Raw genomic sequence first — 22283 nt, forward strand, 5'->3', positions numbered from 1 at the left:
CGAGATTGTCTTTACCGTCAAACACCACGATGGGGAAATACGGATGAAACTGAAAAACACCTTGGGCGTCATTATTGGCTCAGCGGTCGCCGCATCTTCGTTCAGCGTGCTGGCTCAGGGCCAGGGCGCAGTTGAGGTGGAAGCTTTCGCCAAGCATTACTTCAGCGATGAAAGTTCTCGGGACTTCGAGAATAGCGAAGCCGAGCTGTATGGTGCGTCCATTGGCTACTTTCTGACCGATGATGTGGAGTTGGCTCTGTCGCATGGCGTTTACAGGGACGTGACCACCGATGACCCCGTCGGTGATGGTGGCCACAAGGACATCAAGGGTGAACTGACCTCCCTCGATGCCCTCTATCACTTTGGCGAGCCAGGCGCAGGCCTGCGTCCTTACGTCTCGGGTGGCGTGGCTTATCAGAGCATCGGTCAGGCCAAGAGTGGTCGTGATCAGAGTACCTTCGCCAACCTCGGTGCCGGCCTGAAGTGGTACATCACCGACATGCTCTACGCTCGGGCTGGCGTTGATGGTATGTACAACATCGACGAAGGCGATACCGAATGGCAAGCCGGCGTAGGTGTCGGTCTGAACTTCGGTGGCAGTGCAGGCAAGAAGGAAGCGGTAGCGGAGCCGGTGGCTGAAGTCTGCGCCGACGTCGATAACGATGGTGTCTGCGATAACGTCGACCGTTGCCCGGATACTCCGGCCAACACTACCGTCGATGCCGAAGGCTGCACCGCCGTCGCCGAAGTGGTTCGCGTCGAACTGGATGTCAAGTTCGACTTCGACAAGTCGAAGGTTAAGGAAGAAAGCTACGCCGATATCAAGAACCTGGCTGACTTCATGAACCAGTACCCGCAGACCACCACCACTGTGGAAGGTCACACTGACTCCGTCGGTACTGATGCCTACAACCAGAAGCTGTCCGAGCGCCGTGCCAATGCTGTGCGTGATGTTCTGGTCAACCAGTACGGTATCCAAGGCAGCCGCGTAGATTCCGTCGGTTACGGCGAATCCCGCCCGGTTGCCGACAACGCTACCGAGTCCGGCCGTGCGATCAACCGTCGCGTGGAAGCGGAAGTGGAAGCCCAAGCCAAGTAAGCTTGGCAAGCGCTTCGAGAAAACCCGGCATTGCCGGGTTTTTCTTTTCCATGAAAAAAGTGGAAAGGTTTCGGGCTTCTGTTCTCAAGCGAGCATCAAGCTGGCGATAGGAGAGGTTGAGGCGCTCAGGCCGTTTGGGCCATGAGCAATTGCTGAGCGACTGCGGCGACTTCGCCGATTACCAGAATCGCCGGGCTCTTCAGGCAGAAGGCGGCTGCAGCCTGCTGCATGCTGCCTAGACTGCTGCGGCATTCGCGTTGCTGCGGCAGCGAGGCATTTTCGATCATGGCTACCGGCATGTCGGCACGCATGCCACCGGCCAGCAGCCCGTCGCGGATATCGGCCAGCTTGGCCACGCCCATGTAGACCACCAGGGTGGTGCCACCCTGTGCCAGTGCCTGCCAATTGAGGCTGCTGTCGTCCTGGGTGTGGGCGGTGACCAGGGTCACGCCGCGCGCCACCCCACGCAGGGTCAATGGGATACCGCAGTTGGTGGCGCCGGCCAGTCCGGCAGTGATGCCGTTGACGATTTCCGTGGCGATGCCATGCCTGGCCAGCCAGTCGGCCTCTTCGCTGCCGCGGCCGAAAATGCACGGATCACCGCCCTTCAGGCGTGCCACGCATTTGCCCTGGCGGGCATAGCGCAGCATCAGGCGGTGGATGAAGTCCTGCGGCGTGGAACGGCAGCCGCCGCGCTTGCCGACGCTGATGATTTGGGCCTGAAGGCAGTGTTCGAGGACCGCCGGATTGACCAGATCGTCGATCAGCACCACTTCGGCCTCGCCCAGGGCACGCACGGCCTTGAGGGTCAGCAGTTCCGGATCGCCGGGACCGGCACCGATCAGCCAGACCTTTGCGCTCATCTTGTTTCTCCTCGGGCCTGGCCCGTATATCCGTCGGTGTATGTCGTCGTTCTTGTGGCAGGCTTTGATCCGTCCGCAGGATCAGGCTTCTGCAGTCACCGGCTGCGCCAGCAGCCGCTTGATTTCCGGTACGCAGGAGCCACAGCTGGTGCCGCACTTCAGTTCCTGCTTGAGCCCGTCGAGGTCGAGGCCGCGCTCGATGCCGGCACGAATCGCCGCCTCGCCGACGTTCATGCAACTGCACACCGTCTTGCTTTTGCAGGCACCGATACTTCCCGGCGGGGTGCTGAGCGGAGCGAGCAGCCAGCGGCGCAGCTCGGCATCGGCCTTGCCTTCGCTCCACAGCGCCTTGAGCCACTCACGTGCGGCGGTTTCGCCAGCCAGACGCAGCGCGGTGATGCGTCCGTCCTCAATGCGCACGCGCTTGCCCACGGTACGCCGCGGGTCGTCGTAGGCCAGTACCGGACCTGCGTCGAGGTCGAGCAGGGCGTCGATGCGTGCGAGCAGGCCGGCTTCCGGCGGCACGGCGCTGGCCGCCTTGACCAGCAGGGCAGGACGTTCGCGGCCGGTAAGGGTCAGGCTGGCATAGGCGAACTCTTCCAGCAGCGGACGCAGCTCGGCGAAACGCCGTTGCACCTCGCCTTCGACCAGGGCGAACAGCTGCCACGGCAGCTCGGCCTTCTCTACCTCGACTCCGGCGTGCTTGAGTTCCGGCTGCTTGGACAGCGGGTCGAAGGCCGGCAGGGTCAGCACATTGGTGCCTAGGCCCTTGAGAAAGCGGTCGCCCCAGTGCATCGGTAGGAAGGCCTGGCCGGGGCGTACGGATTCGTCGGCCTGTACCGGCAGGATCAGGCTGCCGCGGCGGCTGCGTAGTTTGACCAGATCGCCGTTGGCCAGGCGACGGCGGCGCAGCTCGTCCGGGTGCAGGCTGAGCACGGCTTCTTCCACGTGGCCGAACAGTTGGGCAACGGTGCCGGTGCGGCTCATGCCATGCCACTGATCGCGCAGGCGGCCGGTGTTGAGGGTCAGCGGATAGCGTGCTTCACGCTTTTCCTGTGGTGCCCGGTAGGGATCGGCATGGAAGCGGGCGCGGCCGCTGGCGGTGGGGAATACCCCGTCGGTATACAGGCGCGGCGTGCCGCGGCTAGCGCCGGCCGGGAACGGCCATTGCTGCGGGCCGAGGTCGTCGATCAGGGCGTGGCTCAGACCGGACAGGTCGAGGTCGCGACCGGCCGTCAGTTGCTTGTATTCATCGAACAGCGTGGCGGGGTTCTCGAAGTCGAACAGGCTCGGCTGGCCCGGGCGCAGGTGTTTTTCCAGACGGCGGGCGAAATCGCAGACGATCGCCCAGTCGGCCCGTGCCTCGCCCGGTGCCGGTACGGCCTGGCGCACATGGCTGAGACGCCGCTCGGAGTTGGTCACCATGCCTTCCTTTTCGCCCCAGCCGGCGGCGGGCAGCAGCAGGTCGGCGTAGCGGCAGGTCTCGGTGGTCGCGTAGGCTTCCTGCACCACCACGAACGGGCAGGTAGCAAGGGCTTCGTGGATCTTCTGCTGGTCGGGCAGGGATTGTGCCGGGTTGGTGCAGGCGATCCACAGTGCCTTGACCTTGCCTTCGCGCACCGCTTCGAACAGCTCGATGGCGGTTAGGCCAGTCGCCTCCGGTAGTCGGTCGACGCCCCAGTAGCCGGCGACTTCCGCACGGTGACCGGCATTGCCGGCTTCGCGATGGCCGGGTAGCAGGTTGGCCAGGCTGCCAGTCTCGCGGCCGCCCATGGCGTTGGGCTGGCCGGTCAGGGAGAAGGGGCCGGCACCGGGCTTGCCGATCTGCCCGGTGGCCAGGTGCAGGTTGATCAGTGCGCTGTTCTTGGCGCTGCCCGACGAAGACTGATTCAGTCCCATGCACCACAGCGACAGAAAGCTGGGCGCCTGGCCGATCAGTTCGGCGCAGGTCTGCAGGCTGTCCACCGAGATGCCGCAGATTTCCGCCACCGCCGCCGGGGTGTAGTCGCGCACCAGTTTCTTCAGCTCGTCGAAGCCTTCGGTGTGCGCGTCAATGAAGGCACGGTCGATCCAGCCTTCCCAGAGCAGGATGTGCAGGATGCCGTGGAACAGTGCCACGTCGGTGCCCGGCAGGATCGCCAGGTGCAGGTCGGCCAGCTCGCAGGTGTCGGTGCGCCGCGGATCGACCACGATGATCCTCATCTCCGGGCGACGCTCCTTGGCCGCCTCCAGGCGGCGGAACAGCACCGGATGGGCGTAGGCCATGTTGCTGCCGGCGATCAGCAGGCAGTCGCTCTGCTCCATGTCCTCGTAGGAGCAGGGCGGGGCATCGGCACCCAGGCTGCGCTTGTAGCCGACCACCGCCGAGGACATGCACAGTCGCGAGTTGCTGTCGATGTTGTTGGTGCCGACCAGTGCGCGCGCCAGCTTGTTGAAGGCGTAGTAGTCCTCGGTCAAGAGCTGACCGGAAATGTAGAAGGCCACGCTGTCCGGACCGTGCTCGCGGATGGTTTCGGCGAACACCGCGGCCGCATGATCCAGCGCGCCGTCCCAGTCGGCATGGCTGCGGGGCAGCGCCTTGCCCAGGCGCAGCTCGGGATGGAGCGCGCGGGCGGCCAGATCACCGGTCAGGTGCAGGGTCGAGCCCTTGCTGCACAGCCGGCCGAAGTTGGCCGGATGCGCCGGGTCGCCGGCAACGCCGGTGATCTTCTCGCCGTCGTGCTCGATCAGCACGCCGCAACCGACGCCGCAGTAGCAGCAGGTGGAGGCGGTGGTCTGGGTCGGCCGGGTCATGGCAGTCGCTCCGTGTCGTAGGGTGAACAACGCTTCGCTGTCCACCGGTTCGGGGTGTTCCTGGTGGAAAACGCCGCGCGGTTTTCCACCCTAGGTTTGTGCATCGGTGTCGCCGGTAGGAAAAGCCTGCGGGGTCAGGCGCAGTCCTTCAGGGATTTCAGGGCCAGCAGCACGCGGCCGTCCTCGATCTTGACCGGGTACTTGTGCGAGCAGCCCACGTCCGGCGCCAAGGCCTCGCCGCTTGCCAGGTCGACCTGCCAGTTGTGCAGCGGGCAGGCGACGCGCTTGCCGTAGATCAGTCCCTGCGACAGCGGCCCGCCTTGTGCGGGCAGCGGTCGTCGAGGGCGAAGACCTCGTCGCCAGCAGTACGGAAGATGGCGATGTCGCCCTTGGGCCGGCGACGATGCGCGCGCCGAGCACGTTGATCTCTTCCAGGGCGCAGATATCCAGCCAATTCATGTCGTTTCTCCAGATGCGGTGCAGTTTGGCTGCAGGAGCGGACTCATCGGCGACTGGCGCGAATGACTCCGTTCCTGCAGGGAGCAAGGGATGTCAGGCGGTTTCCACTTCCCTGACCGGGATGCGCTCGAACTCCTTCTTCAGCGCCGGGGTCTCGATCTGCTGCTGCCAGGGGTCCTGCTCGAAGGACAGGGCGAACAGCAGGCGCTGGTGCAGTTCCTTGCGCCGAGCCTCGTTCTCCAGCACTGCTTGCTTGATGTGCTCCAGGCCGACGCGGTGCATGTAGTGCACGGTGCGCTCCAGGTAGAAGGCTTCCTCGCGGTAGAGCTGGAGGAAAGCCAGGCTGTACTCCATGACTTCCTCGGCGCTCTTGACCTTGACGAAGAACTCGCCGGCCTCGGTCTTGATGCCGCCGTTACCGCCGATATACAGCTCCCAGCCCGAATCCACGCCGATGATGCCGACGTCCTTGATCCCCGACTCGGCACAGTTGCGCGGGCAACCGGATACCGCCAGCTTGACCTTGTGCGGCGACCACATGCCGAACAGCGCATGCTCCAGGTCGATGCCCATCTGCGTGGAGTTCTGGGTGCCGAAGCGGCAGAACTCGCTGCCGACGCAGGTCTTCACGGTACGGATGGATTTGCCGTAGGCATGGCCGGAGGGCATGTCCAGATCGCGCCACACGTTCGGCAGGTCTTCCTTCTTCACGCCGAGCAGGTCGATGCGCTGGCCGCCGGTGACCTTGACCATGGGGATCCGGTACTTGTCGGCCACGTCGGCGATACGCCGCAGCTCGGACGGGTTGGTGACGCCGCCCCACATGCGCGGCACCACCGAGTAGGTACCGTCCTTCTGGATGTTGGCGTGAGCGCGCTCGTTGATCAGGCGCGACTGCGGGTCGTCCTTGGCCTCGCCCGGCCAGGTGGAGATCAGGTAGTAGTTCAGCGCCGGGCGGCAGGTAGCGCAGCCGTCGGGGGTGCGCCATTCCATGGTCTTCATGGCCTGGCCCAGGCTGGTCAGGTGCTGTTCGCGGATCGCCTGGCGCACCTGGCCGTGGTTGAGGTCGGTGCAGCCGCATACCGGCTTCTCGCTCTTGGGCTTGACGTCCGCGGCGCCGCCGACGGTGTTGATCAGGATCTGCTCGACCAGACCGGTGCAGGAGCCGCAGGAACTGGCCGCCTTGGTGTGCTTCTTCACCTCGTCCACGGAGAGCAGGCCGTTTTCCTGGATCGCCTTGACGATGGTGCCCTTGCACACGCCGTTGCAGCCGCAGACCTCCATCTCGTCGCTCATCGCTATGGCCTTGTTCTGGCCCTGGTGACCGGCGTCGCCGATGGCGTTCTCGCCGAACATGAGGAGGTCGCGGATCTCGGCGACGTTGTGGTTCTCGCGGATCTGCCGGAAGTACCAGCCGCCGTCGGCGGTGTCGCCGTACAGGCAGGCGCCGACCAGCACGTCGTCCTTGACCACCAGCTTCTTGTAGACGCCGCCGATGGGGTCGGAAAGGGTGATGGTCTCGGTGCCTTCCGAGCCCATGAAGTCGCCGGCGGAGAACAGGTCGATGCCGGTGACCTTGAGCTTGGTGGAGGTCACCGAGCCTTCGTAGCGGGCGTTGCCGAGTTGAGCCAGGTGGTCGGCGCAGACCTTGGCCTGCTCGAACAGCGGCGCTACCAGGCCGTAGGCGATGCCGCGGTGGTTGGCGCATTCGCCGACGGCATAGATGGCCGGATCGGAGGTCTGCAGGCAGTCGTCGACCAGGATGCCGCGGTTGCAGGCCAAACCTGCGCGTTCGGCCAGTTCGGCGTTGGGACGAATGCCGGCGGCCATCACCACCAGATCGGTGGGGATCTCCTCGCCGTCGCTGAAGCGGGCAGTGGCGACCCGGCCTTCGCCGTCGTCGAGCAGGGCGGCGGTGTTGGTGTTCAGGCGGAACTGGATGCCGCGCGCCTCCAGGGCGCTCTGCAGCAGCTTGCCGGCGGTCTTGTCCAGCTGGCGCTCGAGCAGCCAGTCGCCGAGGTGCACCACGGTCACCTCCATGCCGCGCAATTTGAGGCCGTTGGCCGCCTCCAGGCCGAGCAGACCGCCGCCGATCACCAGCGCATGGCGGTGGGTCTTGGCGGTTTCCATCATCATCTCGGTATCGGCGATGTCGCGGTAGCCGATCACGCCCTGCAGGTCCTTGCCGGGGATCGGCAGGATGAAGGGGGTGGAACCGGTGGCGACGAGCAGGCGGTCGTAGTCGGCCACGCTGCCATCCTCGGCGATCACCCGGCGATTCTCGCGGTCGATGTCGACCACCTTGCAGCCGATGCGCAGGTCGATGCCGTTGTCCCGATACCAGTCCAGATCGTTGAGGATGATCTCCTCGAAGATCTGTTCGCCGGCCAGTACCGGAGAGAGCAGGATGCGGTTGTAGTTCGGGTGCGGTTCGGCGCCGAACACCGTGATCTCGTAGAGATCCGGGGCGAGCTTGAGCAGTTCTTCCAGGGTACGCACCCCGGCCATGCCATTGCCGATCATCACCAGCTTGAGTTTTTCCATCGCTCTTCTCCGTTACGGAAAGCGGAAAACAAAAAAGGCGTCCCGCCGGTTACCCAGCGAGGACGCCTTTGTCCATTCCCGTTCTGTCGGGAAACACCGCCCTCCACGTTGAAGGCAGTGTTTATGTGATCTGTCGAGATTTTCTGATGCAGATGCTGTGCCAACTATATGAGCAGCTGATTTACAAAGGCTTTTCCTAGTAATAGGCTGGGGTTATGCATTTGTTTCTGCGCTACCTTGGGGCGTTGTGCTCGATTTTGGTGCTTCATGGCTAGCGGGTAGCGACCAGCAGGGCGAACAGCATCAGGTTGAGCAGTAGGGACAGCAGGGCGATACCGCGCCATACCTTCAGCGGCTCGCGCTCCAGCCAAGGGCGGGGGCGCAGTTCCTGGGGCCGGCGTTCTCCCTGCTCCAGTTCGAGCAACCATTGCTCGGCGGTCTCGAAGCGTTGCGCGGGGTCGGCGACCAGTGCCCGGCGCAGGATTTCGTCGAGCCAGGCGGGCAGATCGGGACGGTAACGGCTGGCTGGGCTCGGGGTGCCGAAGCGCGGATGCTGGAAAGCCTCGATCTCGCCATAGGGGTAATGGCCGGTCAGCAGGAAATAGAGGGTGACGCCGGCGGCGTAGAGGTCCTGGCGGGCGTCGGGCGCGGCGCCGGCGAAAGCTTCCGGGGCGATGTAGCTGGGCGTGCCCGGCAGGCTGTGGGCCTCGTCGCGGGACAGCCCCGGGCAGTAGGCCAGGCCGAAATCGAGCAGGCGCAGCTCGCCGTCCTCGCTCCACAGCAGGTTCTCCGGCTTGATGTCACGATGCAGGATGTTGCGCCGGTGCAGCATGCCGAGGGCGCGCAGCAGGCGGGGTGCCAGGTCCAGCCACTGGGCGAGCGCCAGCGGACCGTGCGCATTCAGGTGTTCGGCCAGGGTTTGGCCGGGATATTCGCGCTGCACGTAGTAGAGGTGCTGGCGCTGCGGCAAGGGGGCGACCTCAGGGAAATAGCGGCCCGCCACCCGGCGCAGGAACCATTCCTCCAGCAGCAGGGCTTGGCCGGCCTCGACCTCGTTGCGCCGGGCGGGCGGCAGGGTCTTCAGCAGCCAGCGGCGCCCCTGGCCGTCGCGCACCCGGTAGACCAGGGACTGGCGCGACTCGGCGAGCAGGCCGTCGATCCGCCAGCCCTCGAACAACTGGCCGTCGCGCAGCGCGGGCGGCGGCGGCCAATGTTGCAACTGTGCCAGGCTGTCGGCCAGCGAGCTTTCCGGCAGGCGCTCGATGCGCAGCAGCAGGGCACTGGCATTGTCCGGGCTGCCGGCCAGGTGCGCGGCGCGCACCAGCGCTCTGGCCGCGGCCGAGGGGTCCTGTTCGTCGGCGAGGATGCGGCGGATACCCGAGTCGTCGAGGGTGGCCCAGACGCCGTCGCTGACCAGCAGGAAGGCGTCGCCTTCCTGCAGATCGCCGTCCAGATAGTCGACCAGCAAGTGCTGGTCCAGGCCCATCGCGCGCTTGAGCACATGGCGCATCTCGGGCTGTTCCCAGACGTGCTCCTCGGTCAGCCGCTCGAGCTGTCCGTTGCGCCAGCGATAGGCGCGGCAGTCGCCGACATGGGCGAGGGTGAAGCGCCGGCCGCGCAGGACCAGAGCAGTCAGGGTGGTGAGCAGCGGCTGGCCGCCGCCGTTGGCTTGCAGCCAGCGGTTCTGCGCCAGCAGCAGGCGGTCTAGGGCCTGCGCCACAGCCCAGGTTTCCGGGGTGGCGTAGTAGTCCATGGCCAGCGCCTGCAGGGTGGCGCGTGCCGCCAGGCCGCCATCGGCGCACTGGCTGACGCCGTCGGCCAGGGCGAACAGGCAGCCCTTGCTGGCCGCCAGGGCCGGGGCCGGGGTGACCACGCGCAGGGCGTCCTGGTTTTCCGGGCGGGGGCCGGCGGCGCTGGCTTCGCCGATGCTGAGTTGCAGGGTCATGCGATCTCCGGGCTGCGAAGCGGCTGGATACGAAATGGCCCCCACGCAGAGCGTGGGGGCCATTCGAGGCTATGGGCGCTGTTGCCGGGATCAGACCCGCGCGGCGGTCACCGCGGCGCTGCCCCAGGTGGTGCGCCAGCGCTTCTTCACGCCGTGCAGGCCGATCCAGGCGATGACGCCGAGGGCAGCGAACAGCCACAGGCCCAGCTGGTAGTCGCCGGTGGACTGCTTGATGGCGCCGAGCCCGGCGGTCAGGGCGAAACCGCCGATGCCGCCGGCCATGCCGATCAGGCCAGTCATCACGCCGATCTCCTTGCGAAAGCGCTGCGGAACCAGCTGGAACACCGCGCCGTTGCCGGCGCCCAGGCTGAGCATGGCGACCACGAACAGGGCCAGCGCGGCGGTCGAGCTGGGCAGGTTGAAGCCGACCACGGCGATGCACAGGGCGGCCAGGGTGTACATCACCAGCAGGGTGCGGATACCGCCGATGCGGTCGGCCAGCGCGCCGCCGAGCGGGCGCAGCAGGCTGCCGGCGAACACGCAGGCGGCGGTGTAGTAGCCGGCCTTCACCGGGTCGAAGCCGTACTGGTCGTGGAAGTAGCCGGGCAGGGTGCTGGCCAGGCCGAGGAAGCCACCGAAGGTCACGCTGTAGAACAGCATGAACCACCAGCTGTCACGGTCGGCGAGGGCTTTCATGTAGTCGGCGACGGCCTTGGGCTGCGGGCGCTCCGGAGCATTCTTGGCGACACTGGCGAAGATGATCAGGGTCAGCACCAGCGGAATCAGCGCCAGGCCGAATACGTTGTTCCAGCCGAACGCGCTGGCCAGGCTGGGAGCGAAGAGGGCGGCGAGCACGGTACCGGAGTTGCCGGCGCCGGCGATACCCATGGCCTTGCCCTGGTGCTGCGGCGGATACCACTGCGAGGCCAGCGGCAGGGCCACGGCGAAGGAGGCGCCGGCGAAGCCGAGGAACAGGCCGAGCAGCAGTGCCTGCTGGTAGCTGTGGATGCCCATGCTCCAGGCCACCGCCAGGGCGGCGATGACGATCACCTGGCCGAGGATGCCGGCACTCTTCGGCGAGGTGCGGTCGGCCAGCATGCCCATGACGAAGCGCAACACGGCGCCGGAGAGGATCGGCGTGGCGACCATCAGGGCGCGTTGCTGGGTGGTCAGCCCGAGGTCGGTAGCGATCTGCACGCCCAGCGGGCCGAGCACGTACCAGACCATGAAGCTCAGGTCGAAATAGAGGAATGCGGCGAACAGCGTGGGGGTGTGGCCAGCCTTCCAGAAACTCGTATTCATCGAACACCTCATCGGTGGCAAGGAACTCCGGTGGGGTGGCAGGCGATGCGCGTGCCTGGACCGGAGCCACAACAGATTGAAAAGGGCGGGCCACGAGGGCCTCCGTTCACCACCCGGACACTGGGGCTGAAACGCAAAAGGCGCCACACCACGACTCGCCGGAGCGAGGGTGATGCGACGCCTTTGTCGTTCAACAGGCAACCGCCGTTGGCTGCCCTGTACCGATTAATTAGCAATACCTGTGCCGGAAATGAACAGCCGTGCTTCCGGGGCTTCCGGAGTTTTTGTAGGGGAATTCTGAGCCAAAACGAGGCGGATGATCGATAGTTGCACAGTATTGGAGCATTGCTGCTCTCATTGGCTGGGCGATAAGGCTGATTTCGCCTTCGAGACCGGTCGTCGCGTCGTTTCATCCTGCTGGGCCGTGGCTTGTGCATCGCAAGCTCGCTGCTAATGTTACGGAGAAGTTACCTGTTCTTGGGCCCCTTCCAGGATGTCGGCGATGCCGCTGGAGCAGATTGGAAAGGAAGCCATGCTCATTTACCTGAAGGAGTTGCTGCTCGGGCTGTATCTGCTGATTCACTTCGACTATTACCTCGAGCGCCTGATGGCATTGGAGAGCGGCGTGCCGGTAGTGCTGTTCGCCGGGATGTTCGCCGTGCTGCTCGTAGCCCTTTGGCTGACCGCCTATATCCGCTGGGCGCCTGTGCGCTATCTGTTCGCCCTGTTGTTTTTCGCCAGCACCTTGTTCTTCGACGTCTACACGCAGGTCACGACCGAGTACCTCAAGTACAGCACCTTCGTGTCGCTGATCTATTCCGGCGGCTTCATCGACGAGGCCTTGTACCAGTACCGGGCGAGCATCCTGAGCTGTGCCGTCGGGGCTTCGCTGTTGCTGTTCGGCATCGCACTCGCGCCCCGGCGACGCCTGCCGCTGCCGGGATATGTGCTGGTTGCGGCGCCGCTCGGCAGCCTGCTGCTGCTGACGACGATTTTGTTTGTGCGCAGCGGCGAAGGTGCCCGTGGCCTGCCGGCGATGTACACGCCGCTGGCCTATCTCAACCTGTTCGCCTACGAGTCGACGAGCAGCACCGTGGGACCGCGGGAGACGGTGAGCCTGCCGCGCCATGCCCAGGCAGTCGGCCACGACATCGTGCTGATCATCGATGAAAGCGTGTCCGGCAATTATCTGGACATCAATGCCGACAATGGCGTGCGCAGCAACCTCAAGCAGTCTCCACCGGGCGCGGCCATCTACAACTACGGCTATGCCGCCTCCATCGCCAACTGCAGTGCCGACACCAACATCACCCTGCGCTATGGCGGTACGCGCAGCGACTACCTGCACATCAATTCGACCATGCCGTCGATCTGGCAATACGCCAGAAAGGCCGGGCTGCGCACGGTCTATATCGACGCGCAACGCACCGGCGGCCGCCTGCAGAATCTGATGACCGGGAGCGAGCGCAAGGAAATCGACGAGTTCGTCCAGTTCGACCATACGCCAGTGCGCGACCGCGACATGGCCGCGGCACAGAAACTCATCGAACTGCTCGGCAACGACACGCCGGAACTGGTCTACCTCAACAAGGTCGGGGCGCACTTCCCGGTGCACGACAAATATCCGGACGACTTCATGCTTTACCGTCCGGTACTGCCGCGCGGCCAGCATGCCGAAGTGTCCGACACCGGCGAGCGCGATGGCTTTGGCGGACAGGCCGACGATTGGGGACGTTACCGCAACGCCTACAAAAACACCCTGCTGTGGAACGTCGGCGAGTTCTTCGCCCGGGTATTCGCCCAGGGCCGGCTCGACAATGCGCTGCTGATCTACACCTCCGACCATGGCCAGGACCTTCACGAGCGCGGCAACCCCGGGCTCGATACCCACTGTGGCGGCGACCCAGTGGTGGAGGAAGGTTTGGTGCCGCTGGTGGTGATCCAGGGCCAGAGGGTGCGCGGCCTCGACTGGCAGCGCGAGCTGGCGGGCAACAAGGACCGCTCCAGTCACTACAACATCTTCCCCACGCTGCTGCAGCTGATGGGCTACGACCTGACGGCATTGCAGGCGATCTATGGCAAGCCGCTGAGCCAGCACACCGCGGACGAGTTCACCTTCAACACCCGCTTCAATGCACGGCTGGGGGAGAAACCGACCTGGAAGTACATCGACCTGCAAGAGGTGGTGACCCCCACGCTGCAGGGCATGTGGCCGGTCGAGCCAGGTAGTACGGCTGCTTCGGGGAGCCGATGAGGCCGGCTGGGCGAGCGCGCTGCTATCATGGCGCCCGGCGAGAGCGAAGACTTGCGATCCTCTCGTGAATCAACGAGCAGGACAGTCTGGAGTTCGCCATGTCCCTTATTGCCACTCTGACCCTGAATCCGGCGATGGACGTCTCGACGATCGCCGCGCGGGTCGAACCGACCCGCAAGCTGCGTTGCGGACTGCCGCGCTACGAGCCGGGAGGCGGTGGGATCAATGTGGCGCGAGTGATCCAGAGCCTCGGCGGCGAAACCGTGGCGGTCTATCCGGCCGGCGGTCCGTTCGGCGCCATGCTGCAGCATGCGCTGGAGACGCTCGACCTGCCCCAGATGCGCGTGCCGATCACCGGCGATACCCGCGAGAGCTTCACGGTGGACGAGGGCGAAACCGGTCTGCAATACCGTTTCGTCCTGCCCGGCCCGACGCTGATCCCGGCAGAACGGCAGGCCTGTCTGGAGGCCATCGCCGCGCTCGTGCCGGCGCCATCGCATCTGGTCGTCAGCGGCAGCTTTCCGCCTGATGTGGCGTTGGGGTTCCACGACGAGATCGTGGATCTGGCCGAGCGCATGGGTGCGAAATTGGTACTCGACTACTCGGGAGAGGCCCTGCGCCATGCCGTGGCTCGGGGAGGCATCCATCTGCTCAAGCCGAGCCTGAGCGAGCTGTCTATGCTGATCGGCCGCTCCCTGGAGAGTGAGACCGAGCAGGAGGCGGCGGCGTGCGGGCTGGTCGAGCGGGGCGCTGTGGAGATCGTGGTCTTGTCCCTCGGTGCCGGCGGCGCGCTGCTGGCGAGCCGGGAGGGGGTGGAGCGCTTTCCCGCCTTCGAGGTGCCGCTGCGCAGCGCAGTGGGGGCCGGCGACAGCGTGGTCGGCGCCACGGTGCTCGCCCTGAGTCGCGGCTGGAGCCTGCACGATGCGGTGCGCTATGGCATGGCCGCGGCGGCCGCGACGCTGATGTGCCCGGGCACCGGACTGTGCCGGGCGGAGGACGTGGAGCGGTTGTTCCGCCAGGGCTGAGCCCGGCTCTCAGAGGGCGGCGAGGCTGGCGCTCAGGGTGGCGAAATCCGGCCGCTGATCGATCCGCGCGGTCATGCACTGCTCCTGCAGAAGGCGCAGGCGCTGCTGGCGTGCAACCTGTTCGTCCGCCGGGCAACGCTCCAGCAGTTCTTCCAGCAGGCAGCCGAAGGCTCGTGTCTCGATGCGCTGCAGGGCTGGGCCGGCAGCGCTGCCCGGAGCGAAGAACGAGGCGGCGCCGAAGTCGCCGAGCAGGCAGTCGCCGTCGCCGTTCACCAAGAGGTTGTGGGCATATAGATCGCCATGCAGGATGCCGCGTGCATGCAGATGCGCCACCGCCGCGGCCACGCCGCGGGCAATGCGCAGCGCCTCGTCGAAGGCGAAACGCCGCTCCGGCACGTAGCAGTCGCGGGTGCAACTGGCCAGCGAGGGCGGCCCGGCGAGCACGCGAAAAGCCGGGTCGATCAGCTCCAGCAGCAGGCCCGGTGGCGCACCCGGCTGTTCGGCCAGCGGCCCGGCCACGCGGATCAGGTTGGCCTGCTCGCCGGCGGCGATACAGGCGGCCATTTCGCTGTGCGGCAGGCCATCGCTGGTCACACTGCCCTTGAACAGCTTGGCCGCCATGGCCTGCGCCGGCTGTCCGGGGCGCTGCCAGTCGGCGCGGTGAATGATGCCGGATGCCCCTTGGCCGAGGATTTCCCCAAGCTCGATGCTGCCGCGTGGAATCGGCGGCAGCGGATGCTGGCGCAGGATCTCCGTTTCGCTGGCGTCGCTGAAGGGATTGCCGGCGAACGCCAGCCAGGACAGCCGGGGCAGCTCCGCCAGCCAGCCGGGCAGGGCTTCGAGGCGGTTGGCGGCGATGCGCAGCAGTTCCAGCCGGCTCAGGCCGGCCAGGCCAGGCGGCAGTGTCTGCAGGCGGTTGCCGGCTAGCATCAGCTTCTGCAACCGGCCACAGTCGCCCAGTTCGGCGGGCAGGCGTTCCAGCCGGTTGTCGGTCAGGATCAGCCAGCGCAGCTGCGGCGGAAGGGCGACGGCGGGCAGGTGCTGGATGCGGTTGGCCTTGAAGCCGACCATTTCCAGCTGCGGGCAGTCGCCGAGCACCTCCGGCAGCGAGGCGAACGGATTGTCCGAACAGAACAGGATGCGCAGCTTGCGCAGGCGCGGCAGGTCCGCCGGCAGGTCGGTCAGGCGATTGCCCGAGAGGTTGAGGATCTCCAGGCTGTCGGCCAGGGCGAAGATTTCCTCGGGAAATTCGTGAAGGTCGGCAGAGAGGTCCAAGCGCGTGCTGCCGGCCAGTTCGCCGCGGCGCAGTTGTTCGAGGGTGGACATGGGAGGCAAGGTTTTCTTTCCGGTCAGGATCGAGGAGCGCTCGCCCCGTCACGGGACGGGGCAAGCTCGGGCTCAGTGGTCGGCGTCGGCCTTGCGCGCCTTTTCCACGCCCTCGAGCAGGCCGTCGGCGCGGAACATGGTCTTGATGCCGCGGATCGCCTGGCGAGTACGGTCGAGGTTCTCGATCAGGGCGAAGCGCACGTGGTCGTCGCCATAGTCGCCGAAGCCCAGCCCCGGCGAGACACAGACCTTGGCCTCGGCCAGCAGCTTCTTGGAAAATTCCAGCGAGCCGAGGTGGGCGTAAGGCGCGGGGATCTTCGCCCAGATGTACATGGAAGCCTTGGGTTTTTCCACCATCCAGCCGATCTCGTGCAGGCCCTTGACCAGCAGGTTGCGGCGCTGGCGGTACTGCTCGGCGATGTCGCGCACGCATTGCTGGTCGCCTTCCAAGGCGGCGATGGCCGCCACCTGCAGCGGGGTGAAGGTGCCGTAGTCGTGGTAGCTCTTGATTCGCGCCAGGGCGCTGACCAGCTCCGGGTTGCCGACCATGAAGCCGATGCGCCAGCCGGCCATGTTGTAACTCTTCGACAGGGTGAAGAACTCCACGGCGATGTCTTTGGCGCCCGGCACCTGCATGATCGACGGTGCCTTCCAGCCGTCGTAGACGATGTCGGCGTAGGCCAGGTCGTGCACCACGAGGATATCGTACTGCCTGGCCAGGGCGACCACGCGCTCGAAGAAGTCCAGCTCCACGCACTGCGCGGTGGGGTTGGAGGGGAAGCCGAGGATCATCATCTTCGGCTTGGGAATCGTCTCGCGGATCGCTCGCTCCAGTTCGGCGAAGAAGTCCATGCCGGGCACCAGCGGCACCGAGCGCACCTGGGCTCCGGCGATCACCGCGCCGTAGATGTGGATCGGGTAGCTGGGGTTGGGTACCAGCACGCTGTCGCCGTGGTCGAGGGTGGCCAGCATCAGGTGTGCCAGGCCCTCCTTGGAGCCGATGGTGACGATGGCCTCGCTGTCCGGGTCGATCTCGACGGCGTAGCGGTCCTTGTACCAGTGCGAGATGGCGCGGCGCAGGCGCGGAATGCCGCGGGAGGTGGAGTAGCCGTGGGTGTCCTCGCGGCGGGCGACCTGCACCAGCTTCTCGACGATGTGCGGCGGAGTGGCGCCGTCGGGGTTGCCCATGCTGAAGTCGATGATGTCCTCGCCGCGGCGGCGGGCAGCCATCTTCAGTTCGGCGGTGATGTTGAAGACGTAGGGCGGGAGACGATCGATGCGCGCAAAGCGGCGCTTGCCGTGTTCGGCCATGATTTCCTCGAAAGACGTAGGCGCCCGGAACCGTCCGAGCGACGTTGGCCAGTGCGCTGGCCTGCCCGCCGAACATACGCGTGTGGCTGGCGGGCTGGCAAGTCAGACCTTGTGATGAGCGCGTGGCACGCGCGATGGGGGCTGCGGCACACGCAAGGCTGGGTTTCGGCACGGGCGTTTTGGTAGATTGCCCCGCATTCTCAACAGGGGGTGAAATCCATGAAACCAGTCAGCAGCAGGTCGTCCACGCAGCGTTCGTCCGGCAGCGAATTTCTTGAAACCCGCTTCGGCGACAAGGTGCTCCGCGTCACGGTCACCATGAAGCCGGACCGGCTGGTGGCCGAGCAGATGATGCCCGAAGGCGACGAGGTGCAGGTGGCGGTGCTGCAGAATCCGTTCGGGGTGACCCGCCAGCTGACCAACCTGTTGAGCGGGGCGAAGTCCGGCGATTCGCTGGTGATCGTCTGCGCCGGCGACAAGATCTACCGGGCGGCGCTGAAGTTTCTCGGCCTGGCCTGACGCGCGAGGCTGAGGGGCCGGGGTCCCCTCAGCTGCCGAGCATGTCGTGCATCGCGATGACCTGCTCGGCGACCTGAATCAGCTTCTGCTGGCGGCTCATCGCCTGGCGGCGCATCAGGGTGTAGGCCTCTTCCTCGCTGCAGTTCTTCATCTTCATCAGCAGGCCCTTGGCCAGTTCGACGCGCTTGCGCTCGGCCAGTTGTGCCTCGCGGGCCTGCAACTGGGCGCGCAGGGCCTGGTCGCTCTCGAAGCGGGCCATGGCCACGTCGAGGATCGGCTGCAGGCGCTGGGTCTGGATGCCTTCGACGATGTAGGCGCTGACCCCGGCCTGGATGGCCTGGCGCATTACCTTCGGATCGTGCTCGTCGGTGAACATCACGATCGGCCGCGGCTGGTCGCGGCTGACCAGCACCACTTGCTCCATCACGTCGCGGCCGGGCGATTCGGTGTCGATGAGAATCACGTCGGGGCGTACGGCTTCGACCCGCGCCGGCAGGTCGATGGTCAGGCCGGACTCGTCGACGACTTCGAAGCCGGCCTCGACCAGGGCGCTTCTCAGGCGGCCGACTTTCTTCGCGGTGTCGTTGATCAGGAGGATGCGCAGCATGGTGATGTTCCTTGGTCGTCGGCCGAGGAGGACGCCTCGTTCAGGGCGTGCAGGGCGAAGCTGCGAGCGTAGACCGCCGGATCGGAGCCGTCCCAGCGCTTGCCGTCCAGCAGGGTGGCGCTGCGCATGGGCGAGGCGGGTTGCGGGATGCCGAGGGCACCGGCGGCGTCGCGATACAGTTCGAGTTGCTGCACCTGGCGGGCGATGGCGAGGTAATCCGGATCTTCGCGCAACAGCCCCCAGCGGCGGAACTGGGTCATGAACCACAGGCCGTCGGAGAGATAGGGCAGGTTGACCTCGCCGTCGCCATGGAAGCGCAGGGCATGACTGTCCCGCCAGGCATGGCCGTTGCCGTCCTCGTAGTTGCCGAGAAAGCGCGGTTCGATCACCTGGCGCGGCGCCGCCACGTAGGCGTCGGCGCTGATCAGCTGCGCGGTACTGGTCTTGTTCTCTTCGCTGGCATCGATGAAGCGGCTCGCCTCCAGCACGGCCATGACCAGGGCACGGGCGGTGTTGGGATATTGTTCGACGAAGGCGCGGGTGCAGCCGAGAACCTTTTCCGGATGGTCCGGCCAGATCGACTGGCTGGTAGCAACGGTGAAGCCCATGCCCTGGTCGATGGCATGGGCGCCCCAGGGCTCGCCGGCGCAGAAACCGTCGATGCGCCCGGCGCGCAGGTGCTCGACCATCTGCGGCGGCGGCACCACCAGGGTGTTCACGTCCTCAAGCGGATGGATGCCTAGGCTGGCGAGCCAATAGTAGAGCCAGAGGGCATGGGTGCCGGTGGGGAAGGTCTGGGCCAGGGTGAGTTTCGCACTGCTGCGGTGCACATGCTGGGCCAGTGTTTCGCCGGTGCACACGCCGGCCTGTCGGAGCGCTGCCGACAGGTTGATGCTCTGGCCGTTCTGGTTGAGCCCCATCAGCACCGCCATGTCGGTCGCCGGTGCGCCGCCGATGCCGAGCTGCATGCTGTAGATCAGGCCGTACAGTCCCTGGGCGGCGTCCAGTTCGCCGCTGATCAGCTTGTCGCGCAGGTTCGACCAGGACACCTGGCGCTTGAGATTGAGGCTCAGCCCGTAGGGTTCGGCGAAGCCCTGGGTGGCGGCTACAATCAGCGACGCAGAGTCGGTGAGCGGCATGAAGCCCAGATTGAGCGAGCTCTTCTCGGGGGCATCGCTGCCCGTGACCCAGGCCTGGGTGTCTGCTCTGGGAGTGATTCGGTGATCTGTCATGGTGTTTTCCGGCGCTGAACGAAAAGGCGTCGCCCGGCAGCTGCCTGGGGCAGGGCCGAAAGCGACGCCATTGTCGGTGAGTGGGGTCCCGCCGTTGGGACCGCCGATGCTGCCAGACACCAAGCAAGCGATATGCCAGAGCCCTGAGCACCGGCCTTTCGACCTGTCGCCACTCTAGCGCAGGAGCCTGGAAAAGAAGAAGCCCCGCACGGGGCGGGGCTTCTCCATTCGGCGCGAGTGACGCTTAGACCTGCAGGACCGGGAGTTCGGCCTTGGCCGCGGCTTCCTTGTACTCGGCGATCTGGTCGAAGGACAGGTAGCGATAGATATCGGCAGCCATGGTGTCGATGCTCTTCGCGTATTCCATGTACTCCGCGACGGTCGGCAGCTTGCCGAGGATCGAGGCGACCGAGGCCAGCTCGGCGGACGCCAGGAACACGTTGGTCGCGTCGCCCAGACGGTTCGGGAAGTTGCGGGTCGAGGTGGAGACCACGGTCGAACCGGTCTGCACGCGGGCCTGGTTACCCATGCACAGCGAGCAGCCCGGCATTTCCATGCGCGCACCGGCCTTGCCGTAGATGCCGTAGTAGCCTTCCTCGGTCAGCTGGTGGGCGTCCATCTTGGTCGGCGGAGCCAGCCACAGACGGGTCGGGATGCCGCCCTTGACCTTGTCGAGCAGCTTGCCGGCGGCGCGGAAGTGACCGATGTTGGTCATGCAGGAACCGATGAACACCTCGTCGATCTTCTGGCCGGCGACGGTGGACAGCAGGCGGGCGTCGTCCGGGTCGTTCGGCGCGCAGAGGACCGGCTCCTTGACGTCGGCCAGATCGATTTCGATCACGGCGGCGTACTCGGCGTCCTTGTCGGCTTCCAGCAGTTGCGGCTTGGCCAGCCAGGCTTCCATGGCCTGGGCACGACGCTCCAGGGTGCGCGGATCGCCGTAGCCTTCGCCGATCATCCAGCGCAGCATGGTGATGTTGGACTTCAGGTACTCGGCGATGGCCTTTTCCGGCAGCTTGATGGTGCAGCCGGCAGCCGAACGCTCGGCGGAGGCGTCGGACAGCTCGAACGCCTGCTCGACGGTCAGCTCGTTCAGACCTTCGATCTCGAGGATGCGGCCGGAGAAGATGTTCTTCTTGCCCTTCTTCTCGACGGTCAGGAGGCCGGCCTGGATGGCGTAGTAGGGGATGGCATGCACCAGGTCACGCAGGGTGATGCCGGGCTGCAGCTTGCCCTTGAAGCGCACCAGCACGGATTCGGGCATGTCCAGCGGCATCACGCCGGTGGCGGCGGCGAAGGCCACCAGGCCGGAACCGGCCGGGAAGGAGATGCCGATCGGGAAGCGGGTGTGCGAATCGCCGCCGGTACCCACGGTATCCGGCAGCAGCATGCGGTTCAGCCAGCTGTGGATGATGCCGTCGCCCGGACGCAGGGACACGCCGCCGCGGGTCATGATGAAGTCCGGCAGGGTGTGGTGGGTCTTGACGTCGATGGGCTTCGGATAGGCGGCGGTGTGGCAGAAGGACTGCATCACCAGGTCGGCGGAGAAGCCCAGGCAGGCCAGGTCCTTCAGCTCGTCGCGGGTCATCGGGCCGGTGGTGTCCTGGGAGCCGACGGTGGTCATCTTCGGCTCGCAGTAGGTGCCCGGACGCACGCCCTGGCCTTCCGGCAGACCGCAGGCGCGGCCGACCATCTTCTGAGCGAGGGTGAAGCCCTTGCCGCTGTCGGCCGGCGCTTCCGGCTTCTTGAACAGGGTGGACGGCGCCAGGCCCAGCTCGGCGCGGGCCTTCTCAGTCAGGCCGCGGCCGATGATCAGCGGGATACGGCCGCCGGCGCGGACTTCGTCGAGCAGCACGTCGGTCTTCAGCGCGAAGCTGGTGACCAGCTCGTCGCTGCCGTTGCGGCGCACTTCGCCCTTGACCGGGTAGACGTCGATCACGTCGCCCATGGCCAGGTTGGTGCAGTCGAACTCGATCGGCAGGGCGCCGGCGTCTTCCATGGTGTTGTAGAAGATCGGGGCGATCTTGGTGCCGAAGCAGAAGCCACCGGCGCGCTTGTTCGGAACAAAGGGGATGTCGTCGCCGAAGAACCACAGCACCGAGTTGGTGGCGGACTTGCGCGAGGAACCGGTACCGACCACGTCGCCGACGTAGGCGACCGGGAAGCCCTTGGCCTTGACCGCTTCGATCTGCTTCAGCGGACCGACGGAGCCCGGCTGGACCGGCTCGATGCCGTCGCGGGCCATCTTCAGCATGGCCAGGGCGTGCAGCGGGATGTCGGGGCGCGACCAGGCGTCCGGAGCGGGGGACAGGTCGTCGGTGTTGGTTTCGCCCGGGACCTTGAACACGGTCAGGGTGACTTTTTCCGGAACGGCCGGCTTGGCCAGGAACCACTCGCCGTCGGCCCAGGACTGCAGCACGGCCTTGGCGGCGGCGTTGCCCTTCTTGGCGCGCTCGGCGACGTCGTGGAAGGCGTCGAACATCAGCAGGGTGTGCTTGAGTTGCTCGGCGGCCACGGTGGCCAGCTCGGCGTTGTCCAGCAGCTCGACCAGGGTGGCGATGTTGTAGCCGCCCTGCATGGTGCCCAGCAGCTCGACGGCGCGGGCCTTGCTGATCAGCGGGGAAGCGGCTTCGCCCTTGGCGATGGCGGAGAGGAAACCGGCCTTGACGTAGGCGGCCTCGTCCACGCCCGGCGGAACGCGGTTGGTGATCAGGTCAACCAGAAAGGCTTCTTCGCCGGCCGGCGGGTTCTTCAGCAGTTCGACCAGGCCTGCGGTCTGCTCGGCGTTCAGCGGCTGGGGCACGACGCCCTGGGCGGCACGCTCTTCTACGTGTTTGCGATAGGCTTCAAGCACAGTTTTACCCTCATCAGTGGTCCCAGGGGTTTCCGGGACACGCATCCTGGGAATCTCCGCACGCAAGCGCTTTCGCCGCTTTATGGGCGGCACGGCCAAGGTGACGGCGATCCCCCTCCAGAAGCTGTTTTCAAAGTTTTACGCCGAGGA

14 protein-coding genes and 1 pseudogene are annotated in these 22283 nt (G+C 65.9%); 4 read left to right on the forward strand and 11 right to left on the reverse strand.

What is annotated here, in order from left to right; all coding sequences use genetic code 11:
• Positions 1 to 43 precede the first annotated feature (43 nt).
• Positions 44 to 1099, forward strand: coding sequence for an OmpA family protein (locus tag Atro_RS00825; RefSeq protein WP_497926026.1), 1056 nt, complete (start codon positions 44 to 46; stop codon positions 1097 to 1099).
• A 125-nt stretch (positions 1100 to 1224) separates the two neighbouring features.
• Here Atro_RS00825 and cobA read toward each other — a convergent pair whose 3' ends face one another.
• The 6 genes and pseudogenes from cobA to Atro_RS00855 all read right to left on the reverse strand — a co-directional run bounded on the left by cobA (position 1225) and on the right by Atro_RS00855 (position 11005).
• Positions 1225 to 1962, reverse strand: a complete 738-nt coding sequence (gene cobA, locus Atro_RS00830; protein WP_497926027.1) for a uroporphyrinogen-III C-methyltransferase — start codon at positions 1960 to 1962, stop codon at positions 1225 to 1227.
• Between the two features lie 81 nt (positions 1963 to 2043).
• A complete protein-coding gene (locus tag Atro_RS00835; RefSeq protein WP_497926028.1) occupies positions 2044 to 4755 on the reverse strand; it encodes a nitrate reductase in 2712 nt (903 codons plus the stop codon).
• Positions 4756 to 4889: 134 nt separating this feature from the next.
• Positions 4890 to 5214: pseudogene (gene nirD, locus Atro_RS00840) on the reverse strand (nitrite reductase small subunit NirD).
• A 93-nt stretch (positions 5215 to 5307) separates the two neighbouring features.
• The gene (gene nirB / locus Atro_RS00845) at positions 5308 to 7758 is read right to left on the reverse strand and encodes a nitrite reductase large subunit NirB (RefSeq protein WP_497926029.1); all 2451 of its coding nucleotides are present in this window, start codon (positions 7756 to 7758) and stop codon (positions 5308 to 5310) included.
• Between the two features lie 271 nt (positions 7759 to 8029).
• The gene (locus Atro_RS00850) at positions 8030 to 9703 is read right to left on the reverse strand and encodes a bifunctional protein-serine/threonine kinase/phosphatase (protein WP_497926030.1); all 1674 of its coding nucleotides are present in this window, start codon (positions 9701 to 9703) and stop codon (positions 8030 to 8032) included.
• Between the two features lie 90 nt (positions 9704 to 9793).
• Entirely contained in the window at positions 9794 to 11005 is a 1212-nt protein-coding gene (locus Atro_RS00855) for a nitrate/nitrite transporter (protein ID WP_497926031.1), read from the reverse strand.
• A gap of 532 nt (positions 11006 to 11537) precedes the next feature.
• Here Atro_RS00855 and Atro_RS00860 point away from each other — a divergent pair.
• Both Atro_RS00860 and Atro_RS00865 read left to right on the forward strand, forming a co-directional pair.
• A complete protein-coding gene (locus Atro_RS00860; protein ID WP_497926032.1) occupies positions 11538 to 13259 on the forward strand; it encodes a sulfatase-like hydrolase/transferase in 1722 nt (573 codons plus the stop codon).
• A gap of 98 nt (positions 13260 to 13357) precedes the next feature.
• Positions 13358 to 14284, forward strand: coding sequence for a 1-phosphofructokinase family hexose kinase (locus Atro_RS00865; RefSeq protein ID WP_497926033.1), 927 nt, complete (start codon positions 13358 to 13360; stop codon positions 14282 to 14284).
• Between the two features lie 9 nt (positions 14285 to 14293).
• On the opposite strand, the gene Atro_RS00870 is transcribed toward Atro_RS00865, so the two are convergent.
• Together Atro_RS00870 and alaC are read right to left on the reverse strand one after the other, a co-directional pair.
• Entirely contained in the window at positions 14294 to 15610 is a 1317-nt protein-coding gene (locus tag Atro_RS00870) for a leucine-rich repeat-containing protein kinase family protein (RefSeq protein WP_497926034.1), read from the reverse strand.
• Between the two features lie 72 nt (positions 15611 to 15682).
• Positions 15683 to 16921 carry an alanine transaminase gene (gene alaC / locus Atro_RS00875; RefSeq protein WP_497926035.1) on the reverse strand — a complete coding sequence of 413 codons (1239 nt, stop codon included), beginning with the start codon at positions 16919 to 16921 and terminating at the stop codon, positions 15683 to 15685.
• Positions 16922 to 17140: 219 nt separating this feature from the next.
• Here alaC and Atro_RS00880 point away from each other — a divergent pair, with 219 nt between their 5' ends.
• Positions 17141 to 17440 carry a hypothetical protein gene (locus Atro_RS00880; protein ID WP_497926036.1) on the forward strand — a complete coding sequence of 100 codons (300 nt, stop codon included), beginning with the start codon at positions 17141 to 17143 and terminating at the stop codon, positions 17438 to 17440.
• A gap of 28 nt (positions 17441 to 17468) precedes the next feature.
• Here Atro_RS00880 and Atro_RS00885 read toward each other — a convergent pair whose 3' ends face one another.
• The 3 genes from Atro_RS00885 to acnB form a co-directional block, all read right to left on the reverse strand.
• Positions 17469 to 18047 carry an ANTAR domain-containing response regulator gene (locus tag Atro_RS00885; RefSeq protein WP_131254461.1) on the reverse strand — a complete coding sequence of 193 codons (579 nt, stop codon included), beginning with the start codon at positions 18045 to 18047 and terminating at the stop codon, positions 17469 to 17471.
• On the reverse strand, positions 18029 to 19279 hold the full coding sequence (locus tag Atro_RS00890; RefSeq protein ID WP_497926037.1) for a CmpA/NrtA family ABC transporter substrate-binding protein: 1251 nt from the start codon (positions 19277 to 19279) through the stop codon (positions 18029 to 18031). The genes Atro_RS00885 and Atro_RS00890 overlap by 19 nt, the downstream gene beginning before the upstream one ends.
• Before the next feature lie 244 nt (positions 19280 to 19523).
• Positions 19524 to 22133 carry a bifunctional aconitate hydratase 2/2-methylisocitrate dehydratase gene (gene acnB, locus Atro_RS00895; protein ID WP_497926038.1) on the reverse strand — a complete coding sequence of 870 codons (2610 nt, stop codon included), beginning with the start codon at positions 22131 to 22133 and terminating at the stop codon, positions 19524 to 19526.
• Between the last annotated feature and the right edge of the window lie 150 nt (positions 22134 to 22283).

It is taken from the genome of Azotobacter tropicalis (assembly GCF_059739045.1).